Below are 22,107 nucleotides of genomic sequence, written 5' to 3'. Positions count from 1 at the left end.
GCGCTCGGCGCACCCTACCGGAGACATTGCATGACCACCGAAACCCTGGCGAAAACCCCTCTGCATGCCCTGCACCTGGAACTGGGCGCGCGCATGGTGCCGTTCGCCGGCTACGACATGCCGGTGCAGTACCCGCTCGGCGTGATGAAGGAGCACCTGCACACCCGCGAGCAGGCCGGCCTGTTCGACGTCTCGCACATGGGCCAGATCGTCCTGCGCGGCGCCGAGGCCGCCAAGGCCCTGGAAACCCTGGTGCCGGTGGACATCATCGACCTGCCGGTGGGCATGCAGCGCTACGCCATGTTCACCGATGAGAACGGCGGCATCCTCGACGACCTGATGGTCGCCAACCTGGGCGACGACACCCTGTTCCTGGTGGTCAACGCCGCCTGCAAGCAGCAGGACCTGATGCACCTGCAGCAGCACATCGCCGGCCAGTGCCAGATCGAGTCGCACTTCGACCGCGCCCTGCTCGCCCTGCAGGGCCCGAAGGCCGTCGACGCGCTGGCGCGCCTGGCCCCGGAAGTGGCGAAGATGACCTTCATGCAGTTCGCCGCCGTGCGCCTGCTCGGCGTCGACTGCTACGTCAGCCGCTCCGGCTACACCGGCGAAGACGGCTACGAGATCTCGGTGCCGGCCGAGCACGCCGAGACCCTGGCCCGCAGCCTGCTGGCCGAGCCGGAAGTCGAGGCCATCGGCCTCGGCGCGCGCGACTCGCTGCGTCTGGAAGCCGGCCTGTGCCTGTACGGCCACGACATGAGCACCAGCACCACGCCGATCGAGGCCAGCCTGCTGTGGGCCATCTCCAAGGCCCGCCGCGCCGACGGCGCCCGTGCCGGCGGCTTCCCCGGCGCCGAGCGGATCTTCACCCAGCTGCGTGAAGGCGTCGCCAGCAAGCGCGTCGGCCTGCTGCCGCAGGAGCGCGTGCCGGTGCGCGAAGGCGCGGAAATCGTCGACGCCGACGGCCAGGTGATCGGCCAGGTGTGCAGCGGCGGCTTCGGCCCGACCCTCGGCGCGCCTGTGGCCATGGGCTACGTGCAGAGCAGCCATGTGGCGGTGGACAGCGAGGTCTGGGCGCTGGTGCGCGGCAAGCGCGTGGCCATGAAAGTGGCCAAGACCCCCTTCGTGCCGCAGCGCTACTACCGCGGCTGATCCCCCGGCCCTCGCCGCCTGCCGGCGAGGGCCTTCCGGCGCATCACTCGCGCTAGAGCCCCCGCTGCACGCCTCACGGCTTGCCCGATCGCAATCTGATGGCCAGAATGCAGGGTAAGTCCCCGCCACTGCGTGCCCGGACCTTTCGAGTCATTCTGCCCAACGCGATACCCGCCGCCACCGCGGACCGCTGGATCTTCGCCCGCTGCAATGGGGCGGCCCAAGCGGCCAAGGCCCGGTCGGGCTCCAGACATAACGCCGAGCCAGTGAGGCAGTACGTAGCGCCTATGGACACGAGCCCCTATTCGCCGCCCACCGGATTCATGGACCTGCTGCTCGATGCCGTGTGCGCGGTCGACGCCGAGGGCCACTTCGTGTTCGTCAGCGCGGCCTGCGAGCGCATCTTCGGCTATCGCCCGGAAGAAATGATCGGCATGAACATGATCGACCTGGTGTTGCCCGAGGATCGAGAAAGGACCCTGCAGACAGCGCGCGAGATCATGGCCGGGCAGGCCAAGCCCTATTTCGAGAACCGCTACCGACACAAGGACGGCCGGATCGCCCACATCATGTGGTCGGCCCGCTGGTCGGAGTCCGACCAGCTGCGCATTGCCGTGGCCCGCGACATCACCGAGCGCAAGCAGGCCGAGTCTTTGCACGCCGCGCTCTACGCCATCTCCGAGGCGGCGCACGTCGCCGAGGACCTGCTGGCCCTGTTCCGGCAGATTCACCAGATCATCGGCGAGCTGCTGCCGGCGCAGAACTTTTCCGTGGCGCTATACGATGCGCTCCACGACCGGCTGAGCTTTCCCTATCACGTCGATGAGCGCGACCAGTCCGACGCGTCCGGCAACTCGACCGCAGGCGCGCTCTGCGCCGAGGTGATCCGCAGCGGCCAGGCGCTGCTGCTGAGCCCCGGAACCCAGAGCAAGGCGGCCGAGCCGCTGCGGCCGAGCACCGACCAGGACGCCCTGTGCTGGCTGGGCGTGCCGCTCAATTCGCCGGGCGGCGTCATCGGCGCCCTGGCGCTGAAGAGCTACCGCGGCGGCGCGCAGTACAGCGAAAAGGACACCGAACTGCTGCAGTTCGTCTCCAATCAGGTGGCCGCCGCGATAGAGCGCAAGCAGCTGCAGGCCCGCCTGCGGCACATGGCGCAGTACGATCAGCTGACCCAGCTGCCCAATCGCGGCCTGCTGCATGATCGCCTGAAGACGGCCCTGGAACGGGCGCGGCGGGAACAGGACAGAATGGCCCTGCTGTACCTCGACCTGGACCGCTTCAAGCAGGTCAACGACAGCCTCGGCCATGCCGCCGGCGACTTGCTGCTGCAGGAGGTGGCCAGCCGCCTCAAGCAGTGCGTGCGCGGCGTCGACACGGTTGCCCGGATCGGCGGCGACGAATTCGTGGTGCTGCTCGAGAGCATACAGACGCCGGAGCAAGCGGCGCACCTGGCGGAGAAGATTCGCCGCCTGCTCAACCTGCCCATGGACCTGGGCGGCCAGCCCCTGTGCATCCTGCCCAGCATCGGCATCGCCCTCTACCCCGAGCACGGCGATACGGTCGAGCAACTGCTCAAGCACGCCGATGACGCCATGTACGGCGCCAAAGGCAGCGGCGGCAACTGCTTTCAGTTGCGCACCCTGCCTGGCCCCGCCGAAGACAACGGCGCAGCCACGCTCCCCGGCTAACCGCCGACGAGCCGATCAGCGCAGCGTGCCGACCATCGCCGCCGCCACGCTGAGCACATCATGGCCCAGACGTTTCGAGCGCCGACCGCTCCACGCCGTCAGCGGCTCGGGATTGTCGTCGTGGTCCTTGAACGGCATCTCGATGGTGAACGACAGGCAGTCGAACTCCTCGCCGACCGCGTTGCAGGCCAGGGTCAGGTTGGCCTGGCCCGGCTCGTCGCGGGGGTAGCCGAAGGCGGTCTGGAACTCCGCGCCGATGTCCACCAGGCGACGCCTGAATTCATCCTCCAGCGCCGCCAGGCGCGGACTGTAGCCGGGATTACCCTCGCAACCGGCGGTAAACACGTGGGGAATCTCCTCGTCGCCGTGGATGTCGAGGAACAGATCAACACCGACCCGGCGCATCTGCTGCTGGACGAAGAACACCTCGGGGCTCTCGGCCTCGCTGGCCGACTGCCAGGCACGGTTGAGGTCCTTGCCGGCGGCGTTGGTGCGCAGGTGCCCGCGGAAGGCGCCATCGGGGTTCATGTTCGGCACCAGGTACAGTTCGGCCTGAGCCAGCAGGGCATTCAGCTCGGCGTCGTCCGGGTCCTGCAGACGCTCGATCAACCCTTCCATGAACCACTCGGCCATGTGCTCGCCGGGATGCTGCTGGGCGATGATCCAGATCTTGCGCGTGGCCTGGGGCGTGCGGCTGATCCGCAACAACTGGATGTCCCGGCCCTCGATGCTCTTGCCGCAGGCGAACAACTCGGCCCCGGCCTTCTCCAACGCCTGGCCGATCAGCCAGTCGTGGCGGGCACGGCTGTAGGGCTCGAAGTAGGCGAACCAGACCTGGGCCTCGCGCGGCTCGAGCTCGAACTGCAGCGCCCCCTCCTCGAAGCGGCTGGGCACGCGGAACCAGTTGACCTGGTCATAGGAGGCGACGGCGTTGTAGCCGCTCCAGGCGTGGCTGTAGGCCGACTGGCCGGCGTTGCACAGGCTGAAGCCGTAGCGCTGGCCGGGGCTCATGCCCGCCACCTTGAAGTGGAACCACTGAAAATGATGGCTATTGAGGTCCGGGCGCATGGCGAGCCGAACCTGCCGTGGATTGCTGGCGTCGAGTACCTCGATATTGCCGCTGTCGAAGTCGGAGCTGATGAGCATGCTTACCTCAGGCGCAAGGGGTTGCCGAAGTCCGCGAGGATCGCAGTTCGGCCGGCCCTTGGAAACGTTGAATGCGACATATACCTGAGCACCAGGTCCCGTATCACGCTCGGGGGACAACTCGAGCGCCGCCGCAGTCCGCGGCAAAGAGCGCAAAGCGGGCCGCCGCATTCTTGTCGGCGAAGTTAGGCGAGCGGAAAGTCTCAAGAAAAATACCGTTGACTGCGGCGACAATATAACGACCGGGCGGTCACGCTACAGCCTTATCCCTAGCACGAATCAATATCGCAGTGTTACTTGGGCGATCGCCGGCAAACGATTTTCGTGACAGGCCACACACACTGTTCTTAACTGAATTCAAGACAGCGCTAGACTTTTAGCGAGTGTTCGCCATAATTATTACCGCGCCCATAGAAAGCGCCGTAATAAGCCCCGTAAACAACCTAAGTCGTTGTTTATTATTGGATTTATCACTCAATAAACCTGTTACAAATACACTCAATAAAATCAAAGCAGCTTTGACTGCACCGCAAACGGTGACCGTAGCAGTAAGGCAGGCAGCCTTACGTTGTCACCTCATAAGTTACAGACCATGGGTAACCACGTGACGAAAGACGAACTGCGCGCCGAACTCGAGCGCCAGGCGCAGCGTTACAAGGACGTATACGGCGGGGAAGTCATTACCTACGCCGCTCAACCTGATCCCGAGCGCAAGCCTTGGCGCAAGAAGGCCAATCTTCTCGATCAAGCATTCGAGAAAGAACTGGAAAAGATCGAAAAAGACCTGCAGAGCAAAGCCGAAAAATCGCAAGATTGACGGCGCCGACGCGCCGTTGCCGCGGGCACCGGCGACTGATCCGCATGACCGACCAGGCCCTGCCAGGGCCGGGCCGGCCTGCGAGGCTGCCTGATCAGCGGCGCTTACCGCCCAGCAACGAGCCCATCAGCCCCCGCACCAGCTGCCGACCGATCTGGTTGGCGGCCTGGCGCACGGCGCTCTTCACCGCCTGGCTGGCCAGGCTGCCGAGCAATCCACCGGCCATGCCGCCGATTCCAGCCGTCGACTTGTCGGCTTTCTCACTGACCTGCTGCGCCTGCAGTTCGGCGGCCTCGGCGCTGGCCTTGGCGGCACGGGCAGACAGCAGCTCATAGGCCGACTCGCGGTCGACCGCCTGGTCGTAGCGCCCACCCAGGGGCGACTGGCGGATCAGTGCGGCGCGCTCCTGCTCGCTCAGCGGGCCGATACGCGACTGCGGCGGGGCAATGGCCACGTGCCGGACCAGGGCCGGCGTGCCCTTGTCCTCCAGGGTGCCGACCAGGGCCTCGCCGATGCCCAGCTCGGTCAGCAGGCTCAGGGTGTCGAACGCCGGATTGGCGCGGAAGCCGTCGGCCACCGCGCGCAGGGCCTTGCGCTCCTTGGTGGTGAAGGCACGCAGGCCATGCTGGATGCGCAGGCCGAGCTGGGCCAGCACGTCATCGGGCAGGTCGCTGGGCGACTGGGTGACGAAATACACCCCGACACCTTTCGAGCGGATCAGCCGTACCACCTGCTCCAGGCGCTCCTGCAAGGCCTTGGGGGTGTCGGCGAAAAGCAGGTGTGCCTCGTCGAAGAACAGCGCCAGCACCGGCTTGTCGGCGTCGCCGCGCTCGGGCAGCTGCTCGAACAGCTCGGCCAGCAGCCACAACAGAAAGGTCGCGTAGACCTTGGGCGCTTCGTGCACCAGGCGACTGGCGTCGAGCAGATGAATGCGCCCGCGACCATCGCGATCGGGATGCAGGATGTCCTCGAGCTGCAGGGCCGGTTCGCCGAACAGGGCCTCGGCGCCCTGCTGCTCGAGGCCCGCCAGGCGGCGCAGCAAGGCCTGGGCCGAGGCTGAGGTGAACAATGCGCTGTCGTCGCCGAGCACCTCGGGATGGGCCTTGAGATGAGCCAGCAAGGCCTTCAGATCCTTCAGGTCGAGCAGCAGCAGGCCTTCGCGGTCGGCCACCTTGAAGGCGGCGTAGAGCGCGGCCTGCTGACTGTCGGTCAGCTCCAACAGCGCGCCGAGCAGCAAGGGCCCCATCTCGCTCAGGGTGGTACGCAGCGGGTGCCCGCTCTGGCCGTGGATATCCCACAGGGTGAGCGGGTAGGCCGTCGGCCGGTGGTCCAGCCAGGGCATGCTGGCGATGCGCTCGGCCACCTTGCCCTGGGGCGCGCCGGCGGCGCCCAGACCGCAGAGATCGCCCTTCACGTCGGCGGCGAATACCGCCACCCCGGCATCGCTGAAACCCTCGATCAGGCGTTGCAGGGTCACCGTCTTGCCCGTGCCCGTCGCCCCCGCGACCAGCCCGTGCCGGTTGGCCAGGCGCAGGGGCTGCGCAACCGGCTGGCCGGAACTGTCGGCGCCAAAAATGAACTGTTCGGATACGGACATTTCGGTGTCTCCCAAGTTAAAGCTTTCGTCCACGAATGCCGACACAAGGGGAGTGCTGGCCGCCTGGACAGCCCCCATTTCCGGCACCGCATGAAACCTCAAGCCAGCCCAGACTGGCAGCCGCCTCTAACGGACAGCATAAGCCATGACCCACAGCCTGAAGTTCAGCCACAAGATCCTGCTCGCCGCCTCGCTGGTGGTGATCGCGGCCTTCTCCCTGTTCACCCTGTACAACGACTACCTGCAGCGCAACGCGATCCGCGCCAACCTGGAGAACTACCTGCACGAGATGGGTGAGGTGACCGCCGGCACCATCCAGAACTGGTTGTCCGGACGCATCCTGCTGGTGGAGAGCACGGCCCAGTCGATAACCCGGGAGGCGGCAAATGACAAGGTCGTCAGCCTGTTGGAACAACGTGCGCTGGCCTCGACCTTCGCCTTCGCCTACCTGGGCGGCGACGACGGCACCTTCACCTCGCGTCCGGAAAGCGATCTGCCGGCGGGTTACGATCCGCGTACCCGTCCCTGGTACAAGGACGCCATGGCCGCCGGTGGCACCACCCTCACCGAACCCTACGTGGATGCCTCCACCAACGAGCTGACCATCACCATCGCCACGCCGGCCAAGCCCGCCGGTGTGGTCGGCGGCGACCTGGGCCTGAGCACCCTGGTCAACCTGATCAACTCGCTGGACTTCAACGGCATCGGCTACGCCTTCCTGGTCAGCGCCGACGGCAAGATTCTCGTGCACCCGGACCAGGCGCTGGTGATGAAGAGCCTCAAGGAGGTGTTCCCCCAGGACACCCCGCGTATCGGCAGCGACTTCAGCGAGACCGAAGTGGATGGCAATACCCGCCTGTTCACCTTCACCCCGGTCAAGGGCCTGCCTTCGGTTTCCTGGTACATCGGCCTGTCCATCGACAAGGCCAAGGCCTATGCGATGCTCAGCGAGTTCCGCGCCTCGGCCATTGTCGCCACCCTGATCGCCGTGGTGCTGATCATCCTGCTGCTGAGCATGCTGATCCGCGTGCTGATGCAGCCGCTGCGCGTGATGGGCAAGGCCATGCAGGACATCGCCCAGGGCGAAGGCGACCTGACCAAGCGCCTGGCGATCCAGTCCAACGACGAGTTCGGTGAGCTGGCCAAGTCGTTCAACCGTTTCGTCGAGCGGATTCACGCCTCGATCCGCGAGGTGTCCTCGGCCACCATCCAGGTCAACGAGGTGGCCAAGCTGGTGGTCAACGCCTCCAACTCCTCGATGCTCAACTCCGACGAGCAGGCCAGTCGCACCAACAGCGTGGCCGCGGCGATCAACGAGCTGGGCGCCGCGGCCCAGGAGATCGCCCGCAACGCCGCCGATGCCTCGACCCAGGCCTCCGATGCCCGCGGCCAGGCCGAGGACGGCCGCCAGGTGGTGGAACAGACCATCCGCGCGATGAACGACCTGTCGAGCAAGATCAGCAGCTCCTGCAGCCACATCGAGACGCTGAACGGCAAGACGGTAAACATCGGCCAGATCCTCGAGGTGATCAAGAGCATCTCCCAGCAGACCAACCTGCTGGCACTCAACGCCGCCATCGAGGCCGCGCGGGCCGGCGAAGCGGGCCGGGGCTTCGCCGTGGTCGCCGACGAGGTGCGCAACCTGGCCCACCGTACCCAGGAGTCGGCGCAGGAAATCGAGAGCATGATCGAGGAACTGCAGGTCGGCTCGCGCGAGTCGGTCACCACCATGACCGAGAGCCAGCGCTACAGCGAGGAAAGCGTGGAGATCGCCAACCAGGCGGGCCAGCGCCTGAGCAGCGTGACCCAGCGCATCGGCGAGATCGACGGCATGAACCAGTCGGTGGCCACCGCCACCGAAGAGCAGACCTCGGTGATCGAGTCGCTGAACATGGACATCACCGAGATCAACACCCTCAACCAGGAGGGTGTGGAGAACCTCCACGCCACCCTGCGTGCCTGCGGTGACCTGGAGCAGCAGGCCGCGCGCCTGAAGCAGCTGGTGGACAGCTTCCGCATCTGATCCCGCCGGGAAACGACAACGGGGCGCTCAGACAGCGCCCCGATTCATTTGCGCGGCGGTTTTGCTTCTTGCGCCTGCGCCTGTTCAGTCTGCAGCTGCTGCCACAGTTCGGCGGCACCGGGAAAATCGCTGCCGACGCTGTCATCCATGGACTCTGGGTCGTAACGCCGCACGCATCCCTCGCCGAGCGTCGGCGGCGGCCTGGAGGTGGCGCGTTCGAGTGGATCGGTCATGACTTCATTCTCGGTGGCTAACGGGGCGAGTCGCCTTGCAGCATCCGCCGCGCCCGGCTTCGGCGCAAGGCGCAGCCAATCCCAGTCGCGCGCCCAGTGGCCAGCGGGCCTACTCCTGCTTGGCGCCCTGCTCGTGCTGCGCGAACTCCTTGACCGCGCGCAACACATCGCTGCGACTGATCTGGCCGACCAGCCGACCACCCTCGATCACCGGAATGCGCCCGAGACGGCCGCGCAGGAAGCGCTGGGAGACTTCAATGATGTCGACCTCTGGCGAGATGGTCTCCACCTCGGTGACCATATAGCCGCTGACCGTGCCGCCGATGGCCTCGTAGTAGGCGCCGGAGAGTATCCCGCGCAGACAGTCGCCCTCGGACAGCAAACCGATCAGATGGCCCTGGGAGTCGACCACCGGGGCACCGGAAATGCGGTGCTCCAGCAGGCGGTTGATGGCGGTGAACAGATCGGTGTCGGACCGAAAGGTCACCAGGTGGCGCGTCATGTAATCCCGCACCTTGATTGACTTGAGCATTAGCGAACTCCTGTATCGTCCACCCCAAGCGGCCCACGTCAGCAAGTGTCAGTCGAACACCACCGTCTTGTTGTCGTGTACCAGCACCCGGTCTTCCAAGTGATAGCGTAGTCCACGGGACAGCACCATTTTCTCCACATCCTTACCCAGGCGAACCATTTCCTCGACACTGTCGCGGTGGCTCACCCGCACCACGTCCTGTTCGATGATCGGTCCGGCATCCAGCTCCTCGGTGACGTAGTGCGAAGTGGCGCCGATCAGCTTCACCCCGCGCAGCGACGCCTGGTGATAGGGCTTGGCGCCGACGAACGACGGCAGGAAGCTGTGATGGATGTTGATCACCCGCTGGGCGAACTCGGCGCAGAGTTGCTCGGGCAGAATTTGCATGTAGCGGGCCAGGACGATGGCATCGGCCGCATGCGCCTTGACCAGCCGTTCCACTTCGGCGAAGGCCGGCTGTTTGTCCTGGGGGTCGACCGGAACATGGAAGTAGGGAATACCATGCCACTCGACCATGCTGCGCAAGTCGTCATGATTGGAAATGACACAGGGAATATCGCAGTCGAGTTCATTGCTGTGCCAGCGGTGTAACAAGTCCGCCAGACAATGCGATTCACGGCTGGCCATCAGCACCACCCGTTTCTTCTGCGCCGAATCGGTAATCCGCCACTCCATGGAAAACTCCCGGGCGATAGGCGCAAACGCCTGGCGCATGCCGTCTATATCGAACGGCAACGAATCGGCACGAATCTCATGACGCATGAAGAACCAACCGCTCTGGGTATCCGAGTGATGGCTCGCCTCGGTAATCCAGCCGTTATAGGTCGCCAGGAAGTTACTGACCTTGGCCACGATACCGACGCGGTCCGGGCAGGCAATGACCAGACGAAAAGTGCGCATTAGAGACTCCAGAGTTTTCGCAAAGGCGGCCATTCTAGCCAGCACGCGGAAAAACTGCAGTAGCGCGGCGGTGGCGTCGAAAAAACACCTGCAATGGCCTGAGGCAACCGCCAAACCACGGACAAGACTGAGTCGCTGGGAGTTTGCCGTCGCGGCCACGAGGTTTACGCGCCGCAGACAATTACCTCAGCTGCCGCAGCCAGGAGTTAGTTCGCGGCTAAAAGCGCAACTAAATATGACGCCCACTGGCAATTTTCAACAAAGCAGTTTACTTGTGAAAAGTGCCTGACTATTATTACTGACACTTAGCCATCTGCCACTTGCGTACCAAGGAAATCCCATGTCGCTGATCAACGAATATCGCGCTGCCGAAGAAGCCATCAAAGAACTGCAAGAGCGCCTGAAAACCCTGTCGCAAGACGACAAACTGAAGAAAGAACTGGAATTCGAAGGCAAGCTGCGCACACTGATGGGCGAATACCAGAAGTCCCTGCGCGACATCATCGCCCTGCTCGATCCCGAAGCCAAGGTCAGCAAGGCCGGCCGCGCCACCAAGCCCGCTGGCGCCAAGCGCGCGCGCAAGGTAAAGCAGTACAAGAACCCCAACACTGGCGAAGTGATTGAAACCAAAGGCGGCAACCACAAGACTCTGAAAGAGTGGAAAGCCAAGTGGGGCGCCGACACCGTAGAAAGCTGGGCCACCCTGCTGGGTTGATCCCCGCTACTAGGTTGCTTCTCAGCACATAAAAAAACGCCGGCCATGCTGGCGTTTTTTTATGGCGGCAGGAATGTGCGCATCGACACTGGTTCAGCGACATCCGCGCGGGCTATCGCCATAACGGCTTGGCAGAAAGCCCCTCAGCGCAAACAGTAGGCCGACCGCGGCTATCGCCAATAGCGCAACTTCGTCCAGCACTGGAGCGAAGACTGCCTTAGTGCTCGAAGCAACCCGAAACGCAGGGAATATCCGACTCGCCGTTCGCCGGCGAGACTCCCGCAACAACAATGCGAGCGCTATTGACCGACCAGTATCGAACGCCGACCACGCAGTCTAATTATGGCGAGCCATGCACCAGCGCCAGTAACCCGCGCCGGCGTTCTTTTTAAAGCGCGTATCGCTCACGCAACTGCTGCGCGTAACCTTGCCATTCGGCCAATATCGCCTGCTGCTCCGGTGACGCCGTCGGGATTATTTCCGCCACCGCCGCTTCGAAATTCGCCAGGGTATTCGGCGCCCCGTACTCGGCCCGGCTTAATCGCAGCTGGCAGAACTCACGCCAGCGCTGTTGTTCGGCCTCGGTCAAACTGGAGAAACAATTCCGCGCACGATAGCGGAACAGCAACTCCGGCAGCCGCGCATCGTCAAACGGCCAACTCTGTCTGGCCAAGAGTTGCGGCTCGGCATTACGTACCTGCTCGCACAGTCGCCGGTCGCGATCGCCGATAAATCCCTCGTATAACTGCTGCTCCGGGTCCTCGCTCGCGGCGAAGTCTTCCTCGCGGTAAACCTGGGCAAGTTTGTCCTGCCATTGTGCTTGAGTGTCCGCGAGCTGCTTGGCCCGCGCCTGACAAGTCGACATATCCAACTGCAGGCGCTGAATATCCTCGTCGCGCAATACCTTCAACGGCGCCACCACCGGACAACGGTTGATATGCAACAACTTCAGCGGCACCGGTAGCTCACCTTCGGCCAACTGCTCGCGCCGGGTGTACAGACGCCGGCACAGGGTTTCCCCATCTTCCGCCAGCAGGGGCGTCGGATCGGCCTGCAGGTCGCAGACGATCAGGGCATTGCGATTGCGCGGGTGCCAGGCCAGGGGCAGGACCAGCGCCAGGTAATGGCGAGAGCCGGCGAAGCGGCCGGACACGTGCACCAAGGGCTGTAGCAGGCGAATCTGATCGAGCACGCGCTGCTTGCTGCGCAATTGATAGAGGTAGTCGTATAGCTTCGGCTGCCGGTCGCGCAGCAGACGCGCCAGGGCGATGGTCGCGCGCACGTCGGACAGGGCATCGTGGGCCTGGCCATGGTCGATGCCGTTGGCCTGGGTCAGGCGCTCCAGCTTGAGGCTGACGCGGCCCTCCTCCTCTGGCCAGACGATGCCCTCTGGGCGCAGGGCGTAGGCGGTGCGCAGCAGATCGATCAGGTCCCAGCGGCTGTTGCCGCCTTGCCATTCGCGGGCATAGGGGTCGAAGAAGTTGCGGTAGAGGCTGTAGCGCGTGACCTCGTCGTCGAAACGCAGGCTGTTGTAACCGGCGCCGCAGGTGCCGGGCTGCGCCAGCTCGGCGTGCACGCGGCTCATGAACTCGGCCTCGCCCAGGCCCTGCTGCGCCAGCCGCCCGGGGGTAATGCCGGTGACCAGGCAAGCAGCCGGATGCGGCAGGATGTCGTCGCTGGGCTGGCAGTAGATGTTAAGCGGCTCGCCGATTTCCCGGAGATTCTCGTCGGTGCGAATGCCGGCGACCTGCAAGGGGCGGTCGCGTCGCGGGTCGATGCCGGTGGTTTCGTAGTCGTACCAGAAGATGGAAGTCACGTGGCTGTCCTGAGTCAGAGGCCGCGGCAGTCTAGCATCCAGGCCACGACGGATCGTCGCCAGCGAACCTTGCGCCAGCGCACGCCGCACCGGCGCGCGCCTTGTCCTCGGCATGCCCGCGGGGCTAGAGTGCCTGCCTCGATCAACTCGCGCACAAGGATGTCCCATGAGCGAAATCACCAGCCCCAACCCCTACGCCGCGCCGACCAGCGACCTGCAGGAGGCCCGTGGCGATGCCCAGGCACCGAGCATCGAGCAGGCCCTGAGCCGCGGTTACGACTTCCGTATCGGCGAACTGCTGAGCGAATCCTGGCAGCGTGTCGAAGGCACCAAAGGCATCATCATCGGCGGTTTCATCGCCTGCTTCGTGGCCCTGATGTTGTGCGGATTGGTCCTCAGCCAGGCGTTCAGCTTCGTGCTGATGATCAGCCACGACGTGACGACCCTGATGGTCGCCACGATGCTGCTGTCCCTGCTGATCACCTCCCTGGCCTACCCCTTCATGGCCGGCATCAACATGGTCGGCATCCGCCGGGCGGCCGATCAACCGGTCAGGTTCAGCGAGGTGTTCGCCCACCTCGGGCGCAGCCTGCCGCTGATCATCACCGCCATCATCATGCTGGTACTGGTCAACCTGGGTTCTATGCTGCTGGTCATTCCCGGCGTCTATCTGTCCATCGCCTATCTGCTGGCGATCCCCCTGGTGGTCGAACGGCGCCTGTCGCCCTGGCAAGCCCTGGAAGCCTCGCGCAAGGCCATCAGCCAGCACTGGTTCAAGGTCTTCGGCCTGTTCCTGCTGCTTTGCCTGATCAACCTGGTCGCCGTCCTTCCCCTGGGTATCGGCCTGATCTGGAGCGTTCCGCTGTTCGTGGTCGCCATGGGCGTGCTCTACCGCACCATCTTCGGCGTGTTACCCGTGGCCAAGTGAGCACTGGCTCGCTAGCCACGCACCCGAGGCACCGGGCTCGTCACTGAGCCCGGTTGCTTACCCGCCTGCTGCTGGCTAGCATCGGGCTTTCTTCGACGCAGTCTGCCGATGCCGCTCTCCTCCGCCATTACCCCTTGCGCCGTGCAACGCCCGCCGCTGGACACCCGCTATCCGGTGGAAACACCGGAAGGCATCGACCTGAGCCTGCGCCCCGCCGGCCTGGTGCCGCGCGCCCTGGCATTCACCATCGACCTGCTGATCCGCGGTCTGCTGCTGGCGGCGCTGTTCATCGTCCTCGGTCTGCTCGGCCAGTTCGGCATGGGCCTGGCGACCATCATGCTGTTCCTGGTGACCTGGTGGTACATGGTGCTGTTCGAGGTGCTCAACCAGGGGCGCTCACCGGGCAAACAGCTGCTCGGCCTGCGCGTGGTGCACGATGACGGCACGCCGGTCGGATGGGCCGCCTCGCTGACCCGCAACCTGCTGCGCTTCGTCGATATCCTGCCGTTCGCCTATTTCCTGGGCATTCTCAGCTGCCTCAACCACCCGGCCTTCAAGCGCCTCGGCGATCTCGCCGCCGGCACCCTGGTGGTCTATCGCGACACGCCGCCAGCGCCGCAGAGCCTGCCGTCCGCCGAGCCCGTGCCGGCGCCCATCGGCCTCAGCCAGGGCGAACAGCGTGCCCTGCTGGCATTCGCCGAGCGCGCCGAGCAACTGTCCAGCGCCCGCCGCGGCGAACTGGCGGCGATTCTCGCCGAACCACTGCAGGTGCCGCCGGAGCAGGCCGAGCAGCGGCTTCACGGCATCGCCCGCAGCTTGCTGGGGTCGACATGAAGCAGAGCCTGTTCGAAAGCCGCCACCAGGCCGAATGGCAGGCCTTCGCCAGCCTGCTCGAGGCACTCGAGCGCGGCAAGGCGGACAGCCAGGACAGCCGTGGCTTTGCCGCCGCCTACCGACGTCAGTGCCAGCATCTGGCCCTGGCCCAAGCGCGCGGCTACAGCAGCCGCCTGGTCGAGCAGCTACAGCAGCTGGCCATGCGTGGCCATCAGCAGTTCTACCGCCACCGCAGCCCGCTCGGCGCGCAGCTGCTCGGTTTCCTGCTTGGCGGCTTTCCCCGCCTGGTACGGGAGGAATGGCGCTGCGTGCTCAGCGCCAGCCTGCTGTTCTTCGGCAGCCTGCTGGGCATGGGCGTGCTGGTCTACCTGTTCCCGGACCTGGTCTACAGCCTGGTCGACCCGGAGCAGGTGAGCAGCATGGAGCGGATGTACGACCCGGACGCCAGCCGCCTAGGGCGTTTCGCCGAGCGCGACTCGGGCGACGACTGGATGATGTTCGGCTTCTACATCATGAACAACATCGGCATCGCCTTTCAGACCTTCGCCAGCGGCCTGCTGCTGGGCCTCGGCAGCCTGTTCTACCTGCTGTTCAACGGCCTGATGATCGGCGCGGTGGCCGGCCACCTGACGCAGATCGGCTATGGCCAGACCTTCTGGTCGTTCGTCATCGGCCACGGCGCCTTCGAGCTCACCGCCATCGCCCTGGCCGGTGCCGCCGGCCTCAAGCTCGGCTGGGCACTGCTCGCCCCCGGCCGGCTGCCGCGCAGCGAAGCCCTGCGCCTGGCCGCCGCGCGCAGCGTGCGCCTGGTCGGCGGGGTCATCCTGTTCCTGCTGCTGGCGGCCTTCATCGAGGCCTACTGGTCGTCGATGACCCTGGCCGGCGCCCAACTCAAGTACCTGGTCGGCGCGGGGCTCTGGGCCCTGGTGCTGGCCTACCTGCTGCTGGCCGGACGAGGTCACCATGCGCCTGACTGACGCCAGCGTGGCGATCCGACCGCGCAGCGCCTGGGAGGCGCTGGACCTCGGCGTGCTCCTGGCGCGCCGCCATGCCGGGCTGCTGATGGCCAGCTGGGCGCTGGTCAGCCTGCCGGTGTTCGCCCTGCTCTGCCTGTTGCTGTGGGACTCCCCCGGCTGGGCCATGCTCGCCTTCTGGTGGCTGAAGCCGGCCTTCGAGCGGCTGCCACTGTATATCCTCGGCCGCGCCCTGTTCGGCGATACGCCGACGCTCAAGCAGGCCCTGAAGGCCTGGCCCGGCCTGCTCAAGCCGCAGCTGCTGGCCAGCCTGACCTGGCGCCGGCTCAGCCCCACCCGCAGCTTCGACCTGCCGGTGCTGCAGCTCGAAGGCCTGGCCGGGCAGGCGCGCAGCGCGCGGCTGGCGGTGCTGGGTCAGCGCGACTCGGCACCGGCGACCTGGCTGACCCTGGTCGGCGTGCACCTGGAAATGGCCCTGTGGCTGGGCCTGGTCAGCCTGTTCTATCTGCTGCTGCCGCAGCAAATCGAGCTGGACTGGAGCTGGCAGAGCCTGATTCAGGCCGATGCCGGCGACTGGCTGTGGCTGGAGCACCTGTCCAACCTGCTCTACGCCCTGGTGCTGGTGCTCTGGGAGCCCATTTATGTGGCCTGCGGCTTCAGCCTCTACCTCAACCGGCGCACTGCGCTGGAGGCCTGGGACATCGAACTGAGCTTCCGCCGTCTGCGCCAGCGCCTGACCGGCGTGGCCTATGCCCTGGTCCTCGGCCTGGGACTGCTGCTGGCGCAGACGCCGGGCGTGGCGCTGGCCGCCGGCAGCAGCTGCCCACTGCCGCAGGAGGATCCCCATGGCCCCGAGGCGCCGCGCCTGCTGCAGCAGCCACTGACCAGCCAGGCCGCGCAGCGGAGCATCGCCCAGCTGCTCGATGAGCCGCCGTTCGAGCACCGCGAAACCGTCACGCTCTGGCGTTTCGGCGCCCAGGAGGCGGCCGAACCGTCCGGGGAACTGGACCTGGAGGCCCTGCTGGAGAAACTCCGCGCGCTGATCGAGTTCTGGAAGCACCTGGACAGCGTGGCACTGTTCTTCGAGGTGCTGCTGTGGGCCAGCCTGTTCGCCCTGCTGGCCATGCTGGCCTGGCGCTACCGCGACTGGCTCGCGGCGTTCGCCGGCCGCCTGGGCGTGGCACCACGCCCCGCAGCCGCGCCGCCGAGCCAGTTGTTCGGCCTGGAAGTCGCGCCGCAAAGCCTGCCCGCGGATGTCCCCGGCGAAGCCGAACGACTGTGGGCCGAGCAGCCCCGCGCCGCCCTCGGCCTGCTCTACCGCGCCCTGCTCAGCCGCCTGCTGCATGACTATCGCCTGCCCTTGAGCGGCGCCCACACCGAGGCCGAGATGCTGCGCCTGGTGGCAACCCTGGAGCAGGGCGAACTGGATGGCTTCAGCCGGGCGCTGACCCAGCACTGGCAGAACCTCGCCTATGGCCATCGCCTGCCGCCGGAGGAGCTCAAGGCACAGCTGTGCGACGGCTGGCGGCGCCTGTTTGCGGGCGAGGTGCGGCCATGAACCGACAGCGCCGCTTCCTCCTAGTCTGCGCGCTGTGCCTGGCCCTCGGCTTGCTCGGCGTGTACCTGCTGGGGCGCCTGGAGCCCTACCAGGAAACCCTCGAGCACGGCCCGGCCCCCGAGGCGCGGGCCAACCCCTACCTGGCCGCCGAGCACTTCCTGCGCCGCCAGGGCCTGCAGGTGCAGCGCGCCGACAGCCTGCAGCAGCTGTCGAGCCTGCCCAGCGCCGGCCAGACCCTGCTACTGCTCGGCGACCGTCAGCGCATGACCCCGCGCCAGACCGACCGCCTGCTGGAGTGGGCGGCCAAGGGCGGCCACCTGCTGTTCGTCGCCGAACGCCTGTGGGACGAAGAGACAGGCGTCAGCGGCGACCTGCTGCTCGATCGCCTGGGCATCCAGCAGTACCAGAGCGACGCGCTCGACGAGGAGGACGGCGAGGCCGAAGCAGGCGCAGGCGCAGGCGATGCGCCGGCCGAGCCCCTCGAGGAGGCGAACCGCTACCCGCAGCTGACCCAGCTGTACCTGGAAAACGAAACCGCGCCGGCCTACATCGAGTTCGATACCGACTTCCACCTGTACGACGCGCAGAATCGTGCCCATGCCTGGGCCAACAGCGGCGCCGCCACGCACATGCTGCAGCTGTACCACGGCGACGGCCTGATCAGCGTGCTGAGCGACGCCTGGATCTGGCGCAACGACAAGATCGATCAATACGACAACGCCTGGCTGCTCTGGTACCTCAGCCAGGACAGCGCCGTGACCCTGCTCTACCGCGCCGACCGCGACGGCCTGGCGAGCCTGCTGCTGCGCCACTTCCCCCTGGCCCTGACGGCCCTGGGGCTGTTGCTGGTCCTCGGCCTGTGGCACGTCGGCATGCGCCAGGGCCCGCTGCAGCCGGCGGCCAGCCGGGCGCGCCGGCAGCTGCGCGAGCACCTGCGCGGCAGCGCCGACTTCCTGCTCCGGCGCAGCGGCCAGCACAGCCTGCTGCAAGCCCTGCAGCAGGACATCCAGCGCCGCGCGCGGCAACGACATCCCGGATTCGAACGCCTCGGCGTGGCCGACCAGTGGCAGCTGCTCAGCCGCCTCAGCCGCCTGCCACCCCGAGCCATCAGCCAAGCCATGCGGCCGCTGCCCCAGCAGCGCCTGGCCGCCGCCGACTTCACCCGTCAGGTCGCGCACCTGCAAACCCTCAGGAATGCCCTATGAGCGAATACACGCCCGAACAGCCCGACAGCCCGGCTGTCGACGCCCCAGTTGCCGCCACGGCGCCGGCGACCGCCCCGGTCAATCCGCCGCCCCAGCGCCAGCGCGCCAGCCAGCTGCTCCAGGCCCTGCGCCTGGAGCTGCAGAAGGCGTTGATCGGCCAGACCGCGGTGATCGACGACGTGCTCACTGCCCTGGTAGCCGGCGGCCATGTGCTGGTCGAGGGCGTGCCGGGCCTGGGCAAGACCCTGCTGGTGCGCGCCCTGGCGCGCTGCTTCGGCGGCGAGTTCGCGCGCATCCAGTTCACCCCGGACCTGATGCCCAGCGACGTCACCGGCCATGCCGTGTACGACCTGGCCAGCGAGCAGTTCAAGCTGCGCAAGGGCCCGGTGTTCACCAACCTGCTGCTGGCCGACGAGATCAACCGCGCCCCGGCCAAGACCCAGGCGGCCCTGCTGGAGGTCATGCAGGAACGCCAGGTGACCCTGGAGGGCCGCGCTCTGGCGGTGCCGCTGCCGTTCATGGTGCTGGCCACGCAGAACCCGATCGAGCAGGAAGGCACCTACCCGCTGCCCGAAGCCGAGCTGGACCGCTTCATGCTCAAGCTGCGCATGGACTACCCGGAGCAGGACGAGGAGCTGCGCCTGGTCCGCCAGGTCACCCGCTCGACCAAGGCCGACATGCTCGAAGTCACCCCGCTGCGCACCCTGCTGCAGGCCAAGGACATGCTGGCCATCCAGAAGATCGCCAGCGACCTGCCCATCGACGACCAGGTCCTCGACTACGCCGTGCGCCTGGCCCGCGCCACGCGCAGCTGGCCGGGCCTGGCCATCGGCGCCGGGCCACGCGCCTCCATCGCCCTGGTGCGCGGCGGGCGCGCCCGTGCGCTGCTGCGCGGCGGCGACTTCGTCCTGCCCGACGACATCAAGAGCGGCGCCCTGGCGGTGCTGCGTCACCGCGTGCGCCTGGCACCGGAGCTGGATATCGAAGGTCTGTCGGTCGACCAGGTGCTGCAGCAGTTGCTCGACCAGGTGGCGGCGCCGCGCCTATGAGCGACTCGAACAGGGAGGCGTCATGAAGCCGTCGCGCCTGCTGCTGGCGCTGGTCGCCGGTCTGTTCGGCCTGGCCCTGCTGCTCGGCGTCCTCCACGCCCTGGCGATCAAGCTGCCGCCGACGCTGCCGGCGCTCTGGTGGGCGCTGCTGCTGACCCTGCTCGGCGCGGCGCTGTTCGATGCCCTGCGCCTGCGCCGCCGGCCCTCGCCGCGCATCGAGCGCCAGCTACCGGGCAACCTGCCGCTGGGGCGTTGGCACGAGGTGCAGCTGTGCCTGCACCACGACTATCCGCGCGCGCTACAGCTGGAGCTGTTCGATCACGTTCCCGCCGGCATGGCCGTCGAGCACCTGCCGCAGCGCGTCGCCCTGCTGCCGGGCCAACTGACCCGTGTCGGCTATCGCGTGCGCCCGCTGCAGCGCGGCCACTTCCACTTCCCCCTGTGCGAAATCGGCCTGCCCAGCCCCCTGGGCCTGTGGCAGGCGCGGCGCCACCTGGCGCTGGCGGGGGAAACCCGGGTCTACCCGGACTTCGCCCGCCTCTACGGCGCCCAGCTGATGGCGGTGGACGACTGGCTCAGCCAGCTCGGGGTGCGCCAGCGCCCACGGCGCGGCCTGGGCCTGGAGTTCCACCAGCTGCGCGAGTTCCGCGACGGCGACAGCCTGCGCCAGATCGACTGGAAGGCCACGGCGCGCAAGCGCACGCCGATCGCCCGCGAATACCAGGACGAACGCGACCAGCAGATCGTCTTCCTGCTCGATTGCGGCCGCCGCATGCGCAGCCAGGACGGCGAGCTGGCGCACTTCGACCATGCCCTCAACGCCAGCCTGCTGCTCAGCTACGTGGCCCTGCGCCAGGGCGACGCGGTGGGCCTGGCGACCTTCGCCGGCGAGCACAGCCGCTTCCTGCCACCGGTCAAGGGCGCCGCCCAGCTCAAGGTGCTGCTCAATGCCGTGTACGACCTGCAGACCACCGGCCAACCGGCCGACTTCGCCGCGGCCGCCGACCTGCTGCTCAGCCGTCAGCGGCGCCGCGCTCTGGTGGTGCTGGTGAGCAACCTGCGCGACGAAGACGATGAGGACCTGCTGGCCGCGGTCAGGCGCCTGGGCCGCCAGCACCGGGTACTGATCGCCAGCCTGCGCGAGGAGGTGCTCGACCAGCTGCGCCAGGCCCCGGTGGAGGATTTCGAGGGTGCCCTGACCTATTGCGGCACGGTGGACTACCTCAACGCCCGCGCCAGCCTGCATGAACGCCTGGCCGCGCATAACGTGCCGGTGCTCGATGCCCGCCCCAGCGAGCTGGGCCCGCAGCTGGTCAGCCGCTACCTGGCCTGGAAGAAGGCCGGGGTGCTGTAGCGCAGGCAGAAAAAAGCCCGCGGCTGGGCGGGCTCTCGATTCGCTCGAGCGATCAGCCGCGGGCGGCCTTGATCACCTCGATATAGGGCTCGGCCTGGCGCTGATCCTGGATCAGGGCAATGAAGTCGTTGCCCTGCTCGTCCTTGGCGTCGAGGTCGTAGCCGGCCTCGACGAAGAAACCGACGAAGCGCTCGAAGTCGTCGACGCGCAGGCCGCGGTAGGCCTTGATCAGCTTGTGCAGCGCTGGCGGCGTGGCGTCGGCCGGCTCCACGTCGAGGAACAGCTTGATCGACTCGTCACCGATCTCTTCGCCAATCACCTGCTTCTTGTCTTTGCGCATCGTTCACTCCAGCTAACCAGGCCACACGGGGGGCGGCAGTGTACCTCCGCGACGCCCCGGCGCTCAACGCGTGACCACGTTCACGGAGCGCCGATCCCCCCAGCGCGCAGCTCGCTCCGAGTGGGCGAGCGGCAGGCGCAAGGCCCAGCGCCTCGTATACAATATCCGCATCACCGATCATTGCAGGACCTTCCCTTGCCGCTGCCCAGTTTCAACGCCCCCAACCTCGGCGTCACCCCGACCGCCTCGGAAGTCATCACCAAGCACCTGCGCGAGGCGATCATCGGCGGCCATTTCGCCGAGGACGAGCCGATCCGCCAGGACGACGTCGCGCGCCTGTTCAACGTCAGCAAGATCCCCGTGCGCGAGGCGCTCAAGCGCCTGGAGGCCGAGGGCCTGGTGGTGTTCCAGCGCAACAAGGGCGCGGTGGTGACGCGTATCTCCGAACCGGAACTGGCGCAGATCTTCGAGGTGCGGGTGCTGCTGGAGGTGCAGGCGATCCGCCTGGCGGTGCCGAACATGACCGAGGAAACCTTCGCCCGCGCCGAAAGCATCTGCCAGGAGTTCGTCGGCGAGACCGACATCGGCCACTGGGCCGAGCTGAACTGGAAACTGCACGCCTGCCTCTACGAACCGGCGCAACGGCCCTTCCTGGTCAACCTGATCCGCTCCATCCATGACAAGGTCGAGCGCTACCTGCGCATGCAGATGAGCCTGTCCGCCGGCAAGAACCGCGCCGACCAGGAACACCGCGAGATCCTCGCCGCCTGCCGCGCCGGCGATGCCGACAAGGCCGCGGAACTGATCGAGCAGCACATCATCGGCGTCTGCCGCACCCTCTACGAGCACCTGCCGAACCGGCTCAGCCCCAGCTGATCGCGCCGCCCAGGGCGGGCGCTCAGTCGTCCCGGGTCAGCACTTCGAGCAACTCGATCTCGAAGATCAGGTTCGAGTTGGCCGGGATATGCTCGCCGATCTGCCGCTCGCCATAGGCCAGGTGAGCCGGCACCAGCAGCTTGCGTTTGCCGCCGACACGCATGCCCATCAAACCCTTGTCCCAGCCCTGGATCACCCGCCGGGTGCCGATCACGCACTGGAACGGCTTGCCGCGTTCGTAGGAGGAATCGAACGGCGTGCCGTCCTCGAGAAAGCCGCGGTACTGGGTGGTGATCAAGGCGCCCTTGACCACTTCCTTGCCGTCGCCCAGCTGAATATCTATCACCTGCAATTCGCTGATCATCACACC

Annotated in this window: 21 protein-coding genes; 13 read left to right on the top strand and 8 right to left on the bottom strand. The window is 66.6% G+C overall.

From position 1 onward, the window contains the following. Window positions 1-30: 30 nt before the first annotated feature. Together gcvT and LPB260_RS24750 are read left to right on the top strand one after the other, a co-directional pair. Window positions 31-1,152 carry a glycine cleavage system aminomethyltransferase GcvT gene (gene gcvT / locus LPB260_RS24755; RefSeq protein WP_208708535.1) on the top strand — a complete coding sequence of 374 codons (1,122 nt, stop codon included), beginning with the start codon at window positions 31-33 and terminating at the stop codon, window positions 1,150-1,152. A 287-nt stretch (window positions 1,153-1,439) separates the two neighbouring features. After that, window positions 1,440-2,840, top strand: coding sequence for a diguanylate cyclase domain-containing protein (locus LPB260_RS24750; RefSeq protein WP_208708534.1), 1,401 nt, complete (start codon window positions 1,440-1,442; stop codon window positions 2,838-2,840). A gap of 15 nt (window positions 2,841-2,855) precedes the next feature. Here LPB260_RS24750 and LPB260_RS24745 read toward each other — a convergent pair whose 3' ends face one another. Then, the gene (locus tag LPB260_RS24745) at window positions 2,856-3,986 is read right to left on the bottom strand and encodes a M14-type cytosolic carboxypeptidase (protein ID WP_208708533.1); all 1,131 of its coding nucleotides are present in this window, start codon (window positions 3,984-3,986) and stop codon (window positions 2,856-2,858) included. A gap of 604 nt (window positions 3,987-4,590) precedes the next feature. On the opposite strand from LPB260_RS24745, the gene LPB260_RS24740 reads away from it, so the two are divergent. Then, complete coding sequence (locus tag LPB260_RS24740) at window positions 4,591-4,803, top strand: hypothetical protein (RefSeq protein ID WP_208708532.1); 213 nt, start codon at window positions 4,591-4,593, stop codon at window positions 4,801-4,803. A 94-nt stretch (window positions 4,804-4,897) separates the two neighbouring features. Here LPB260_RS24740 and LPB260_RS24735 read toward each other — a convergent pair whose 3' ends face one another. After that, window positions 4,898-6,400, bottom strand: a complete 1,503-nt coding sequence (locus LPB260_RS24735; RefSeq protein WP_208708531.1) for a helicase HerA-like domain-containing protein — start codon at window positions 6,398-6,400, stop codon at window positions 4,898-4,900. Window positions 6,401-6,545: 145 nt separating this feature from the next. Here LPB260_RS24735 and LPB260_RS24730 point away from each other — a divergent pair, with 145 nt between their 5' ends. Then, window positions 6,546-8,423, top strand: a complete 1,878-nt coding sequence (locus LPB260_RS24730; RefSeq protein ID WP_208708530.1) for a methyl-accepting chemotaxis protein — start codon at window positions 6,546-6,548, stop codon at window positions 8,421-8,423. Between the two features lie 44 nt (window positions 8,424-8,467). Here LPB260_RS24730 and LPB260_RS24725 read toward each other — a convergent pair whose 3' ends face one another. From LPB260_RS24725 to purU, 3 genes are all read right to left on the bottom strand, one after another. Beyond that, a complete protein-coding gene (locus LPB260_RS24725) occupies window positions 8,468-8,656 on the bottom strand; it encodes a hypothetical protein (RefSeq protein WP_208708529.1) in 189 nt (62 codons plus the stop codon). Between the two features lie 109 nt (window positions 8,657-8,765). Further along, window positions 8,766-9,188 carry a CBS domain-containing protein gene (locus tag LPB260_RS24720; RefSeq protein WP_208708528.1) on the bottom strand — a complete coding sequence of 141 codons (423 nt, stop codon included), beginning with the start codon at window positions 9,186-9,188 and terminating at the stop codon, window positions 8,766-8,768. Window positions 9,189-9,236: 48 nt separating this feature from the next. Next, on the bottom strand, window positions 9,237-10,088 hold the full coding sequence (gene purU / locus LPB260_RS24715; RefSeq protein ID WP_208708527.1) for a formyltetrahydrofolate deformylase: 852 nt from the start codon (window positions 10,086-10,088) through the stop codon (window positions 9,237-9,239). A gap of 340 nt (window positions 10,089-10,428) precedes the next feature. Between purU and mvaT the strand changes: the two genes are divergently transcribed. Next, a complete protein-coding gene (mvaT, locus tag LPB260_RS24710) occupies window positions 10,429-10,803 on the top strand; it encodes a histone-like nucleoid-structuring protein MvaT (RefSeq protein ID WP_208708526.1) in 375 nt (124 codons plus the stop codon). A gap of 388 nt (window positions 10,804-11,191) precedes the next feature. On the opposite strand, the gene sbcB is transcribed toward mvaT, so the two are convergent. After that, entirely contained in the window at window positions 11,192-12,619 is a 1,428-nt protein-coding gene (sbcB, locus tag LPB260_RS24705; protein WP_256625587.1) for an exodeoxyribonuclease I, read from the bottom strand. 166 nt (window positions 12,620-12,785) lie between these two features. Between sbcB and LPB260_RS24700 the strand changes: the two genes are divergently transcribed. The 7 genes from LPB260_RS24700 (at window position 12,786) to LPB260_RS24670 (ending at window position 20,521) form a co-directional block, all read left to right on the top strand. Next, on the top strand, window positions 12,786-13,547 hold the full coding sequence (locus LPB260_RS24700; RefSeq protein ID WP_208708524.1) for a hypothetical protein: 762 nt from the start codon (window positions 12,786-12,788) through the stop codon (window positions 13,545-13,547). Between the two features lie 108 nt (window positions 13,548-13,655). Next, window positions 13,656-14,381: an RDD family protein gene (locus LPB260_RS24695; protein ID WP_208708523.1), complete on the top strand. Its 726-nt coding sequence runs from the start codon at window positions 13,656-13,658 to the stop codon at window positions 14,379-14,381. Next, window positions 14,378-15,358, top strand: a complete 981-nt coding sequence (locus LPB260_RS24690) for a stage II sporulation protein M (RefSeq protein WP_208708522.1) — start codon at window positions 14,378-14,380, stop codon at window positions 15,356-15,358. The genes LPB260_RS24695 and LPB260_RS24690 overlap by 4 nt, the downstream gene beginning before the upstream one ends. Beyond that, window positions 15,345-16,913: a DUF4129 domain-containing protein gene (locus tag LPB260_RS24685; RefSeq protein ID WP_208708521.1), complete on the top strand. Its 1,569-nt coding sequence runs from the start codon at window positions 15,345-15,347 to the stop codon at window positions 16,911-16,913. Before LPB260_RS24690 ends, LPB260_RS24685 begins: the two co-directional genes overlap by 14 nt. Further along, window positions 16,910-18,118, top strand: coding sequence for a DUF4350 domain-containing protein (locus LPB260_RS24680; protein WP_208708520.1), 1,209 nt, complete (start codon window positions 16,910-16,912; stop codon window positions 18,116-18,118). Before LPB260_RS24685 ends, LPB260_RS24680 begins: the two co-directional genes overlap by 4 nt. Continuing rightward, the gene (locus LPB260_RS24675; RefSeq protein WP_208708519.1) at window positions 18,115-19,167 is read left to right on the top strand and encodes a MoxR family ATPase; all 1,053 of its coding nucleotides are present in this window, start codon (window positions 18,115-18,117) and stop codon (window positions 19,165-19,167) included. The genes LPB260_RS24680 and LPB260_RS24675 overlap by 4 nt, the downstream gene beginning before the upstream one ends. A 22-nt stretch (window positions 19,168-19,189) precedes the next feature. Continuing rightward, window positions 19,190-20,521, top strand: coding sequence for a DUF58 domain-containing protein (locus LPB260_RS24670; protein WP_208708518.1), 1,332 nt, complete (start codon window positions 19,190-19,192; stop codon window positions 20,519-20,521). 52 nt (window positions 20,522-20,573) lie between these two features. Here LPB260_RS24670 and LPB260_RS24665 read toward each other — a convergent pair whose 3' ends face one another. Further along, window positions 20,574-20,861, bottom strand: coding sequence for a PA4642 family protein (locus LPB260_RS24665; RefSeq protein ID WP_208708517.1), 288 nt, complete (start codon window positions 20,859-20,861; stop codon window positions 20,574-20,576). A 201-nt stretch (window positions 20,862-21,062) separates the two neighbouring features. Between LPB260_RS24665 and LPB260_RS24660 the strand changes: the two genes are divergently transcribed. Then, window positions 21,063-21,737 (top strand): GntR family transcriptional regulator, encoded by a 675-nt coding sequence (locus LPB260_RS24660; RefSeq protein ID WP_371926170.1) that lies wholly within the window; start codon window positions 21,063-21,065, stop codon window positions 21,735-21,737. Between the two features lie 22 nt (window positions 21,738-21,759). On the opposite strand, the gene LPB260_RS24655 is transcribed toward LPB260_RS24660, so the two are convergent. Then, window positions 21,760-22,101: an FKBP-type peptidyl-prolyl cis-trans isomerase gene (locus LPB260_RS24655; RefSeq protein WP_208708515.1), complete on the bottom strand. Its 342-nt coding sequence runs from the start codon at window positions 22,099-22,101 to the stop codon at window positions 21,760-21,762. Window positions 22,102-22,107: the final 6 nt, after the last annotated feature.

It is taken from the genome of Pseudomonas sp. LPB0260 (assembly GCF_013388395.1).
Note: the sequence above shows the minus strand (reverse complement) of the source record. Positions and strands in the feature narration are given on the sequence as shown.

Coding starts and splice junctions, on each gene's coding strand:
- LPB260_RS24725 (WP_208708529.1), bottom strand. CDS start 8,656: ATGACCGATCCACTCGAACGCGCCACCTCCAGGCCGCCGCCGACGCTC.
- LPB260_RS24675 (WP_208708519.1), top strand. CDS start 18,115: ATGAGCGAATACACGCCCGAACAGCCCGACAGCCCGGCTGTCGACGCC.
- LPB260_RS24670 (WP_208708518.1), top strand. CDS start 19,190: ATGAAGCCGTCGCGCCTGCTGCTGGCGCTGGTCGCCGGTCTGTTCGGC.
- purU (WP_208708527.1), bottom strand. CDS start 10,088: ATGCGCACTTTTCGTCTGGTCATTGCCTGCCCGGACCGCGTCGGTATC.
- LPB260_RS24655 (WP_208708515.1), bottom strand. CDS start 22,101: ATGATCAGCGAATTGCAGGTGATAGATATTCAGCTGGGCGACGGCAAG.
- gcvT (WP_208708535.1), top strand. CDS start 31: ATGACCACCGAAACCCTGGCGAAAACCCCTCTGCATGCCCTGCACCTG.
- LPB260_RS24680 (WP_208708520.1), top strand. CDS start 16,910: ATGAACCGACAGCGCCGCTTCCTCCTAGTCTGCGCGCTGTGCCTGGCC.
- LPB260_RS24730 (WP_208708530.1), top strand. CDS start 6,546: ATGACCCACAGCCTGAAGTTCAGCCACAAGATCCTGCTCGCCGCCTCG.
- LPB260_RS24695 (WP_208708523.1), top strand. CDS start 13,656: ATGCCGCTCTCCTCCGCCATTACCCCTTGCGCCGTGCAACGCCCGCCG.
- LPB260_RS24745 (WP_208708533.1), bottom strand. CDS start 3,986: ATGCTCATCAGCTCCGACTTCGACAGCGGCAATATCGAGGTACTCGAC.
- LPB260_RS24665 (WP_208708517.1), bottom strand. CDS start 20,861: ATGCGCAAAGACAAGAAGCAGGTGATTGGCGAAGAGATCGGTGACGAG.
- LPB260_RS24700 (WP_208708524.1), top strand. CDS start 12,786: ATGAGCGAAATCACCAGCCCCAACCCCTACGCCGCGCCGACCAGCGAC.
- LPB260_RS24690 (WP_208708522.1), top strand. CDS start 14,378: ATGAAGCAGAGCCTGTTCGAAAGCCGCCACCAGGCCGAATGGCAGGCC.
- LPB260_RS24720 (WP_208708528.1), bottom strand. CDS start 9,188: ATGCTCAAGTCAATCAAGGTGCGGGATTACATGACGCGCCACCTGGTG.
- mvaT (WP_208708526.1), top strand. CDS start 10,429: ATGTCGCTGATCAACGAATATCGCGCTGCCGAAGAAGCCATCAAAGAA.
- LPB260_RS24750 (WP_208708534.1), top strand. CDS start 1,440: ATGGACACGAGCCCCTATTCGCCGCCCACCGGATTCATGGACCTGCTG.
- LPB260_RS24735 (WP_208708531.1), bottom strand. CDS start 6,400: ATGTCCGTATCCGAACAGTTCATTTTTGGCGCCGACAGTTCCGGCCAG.
- LPB260_RS24685 (WP_208708521.1), top strand. CDS start 15,345: ATGCGCCTGACTGACGCCAGCGTGGCGATCCGACCGCGCAGCGCCTGG.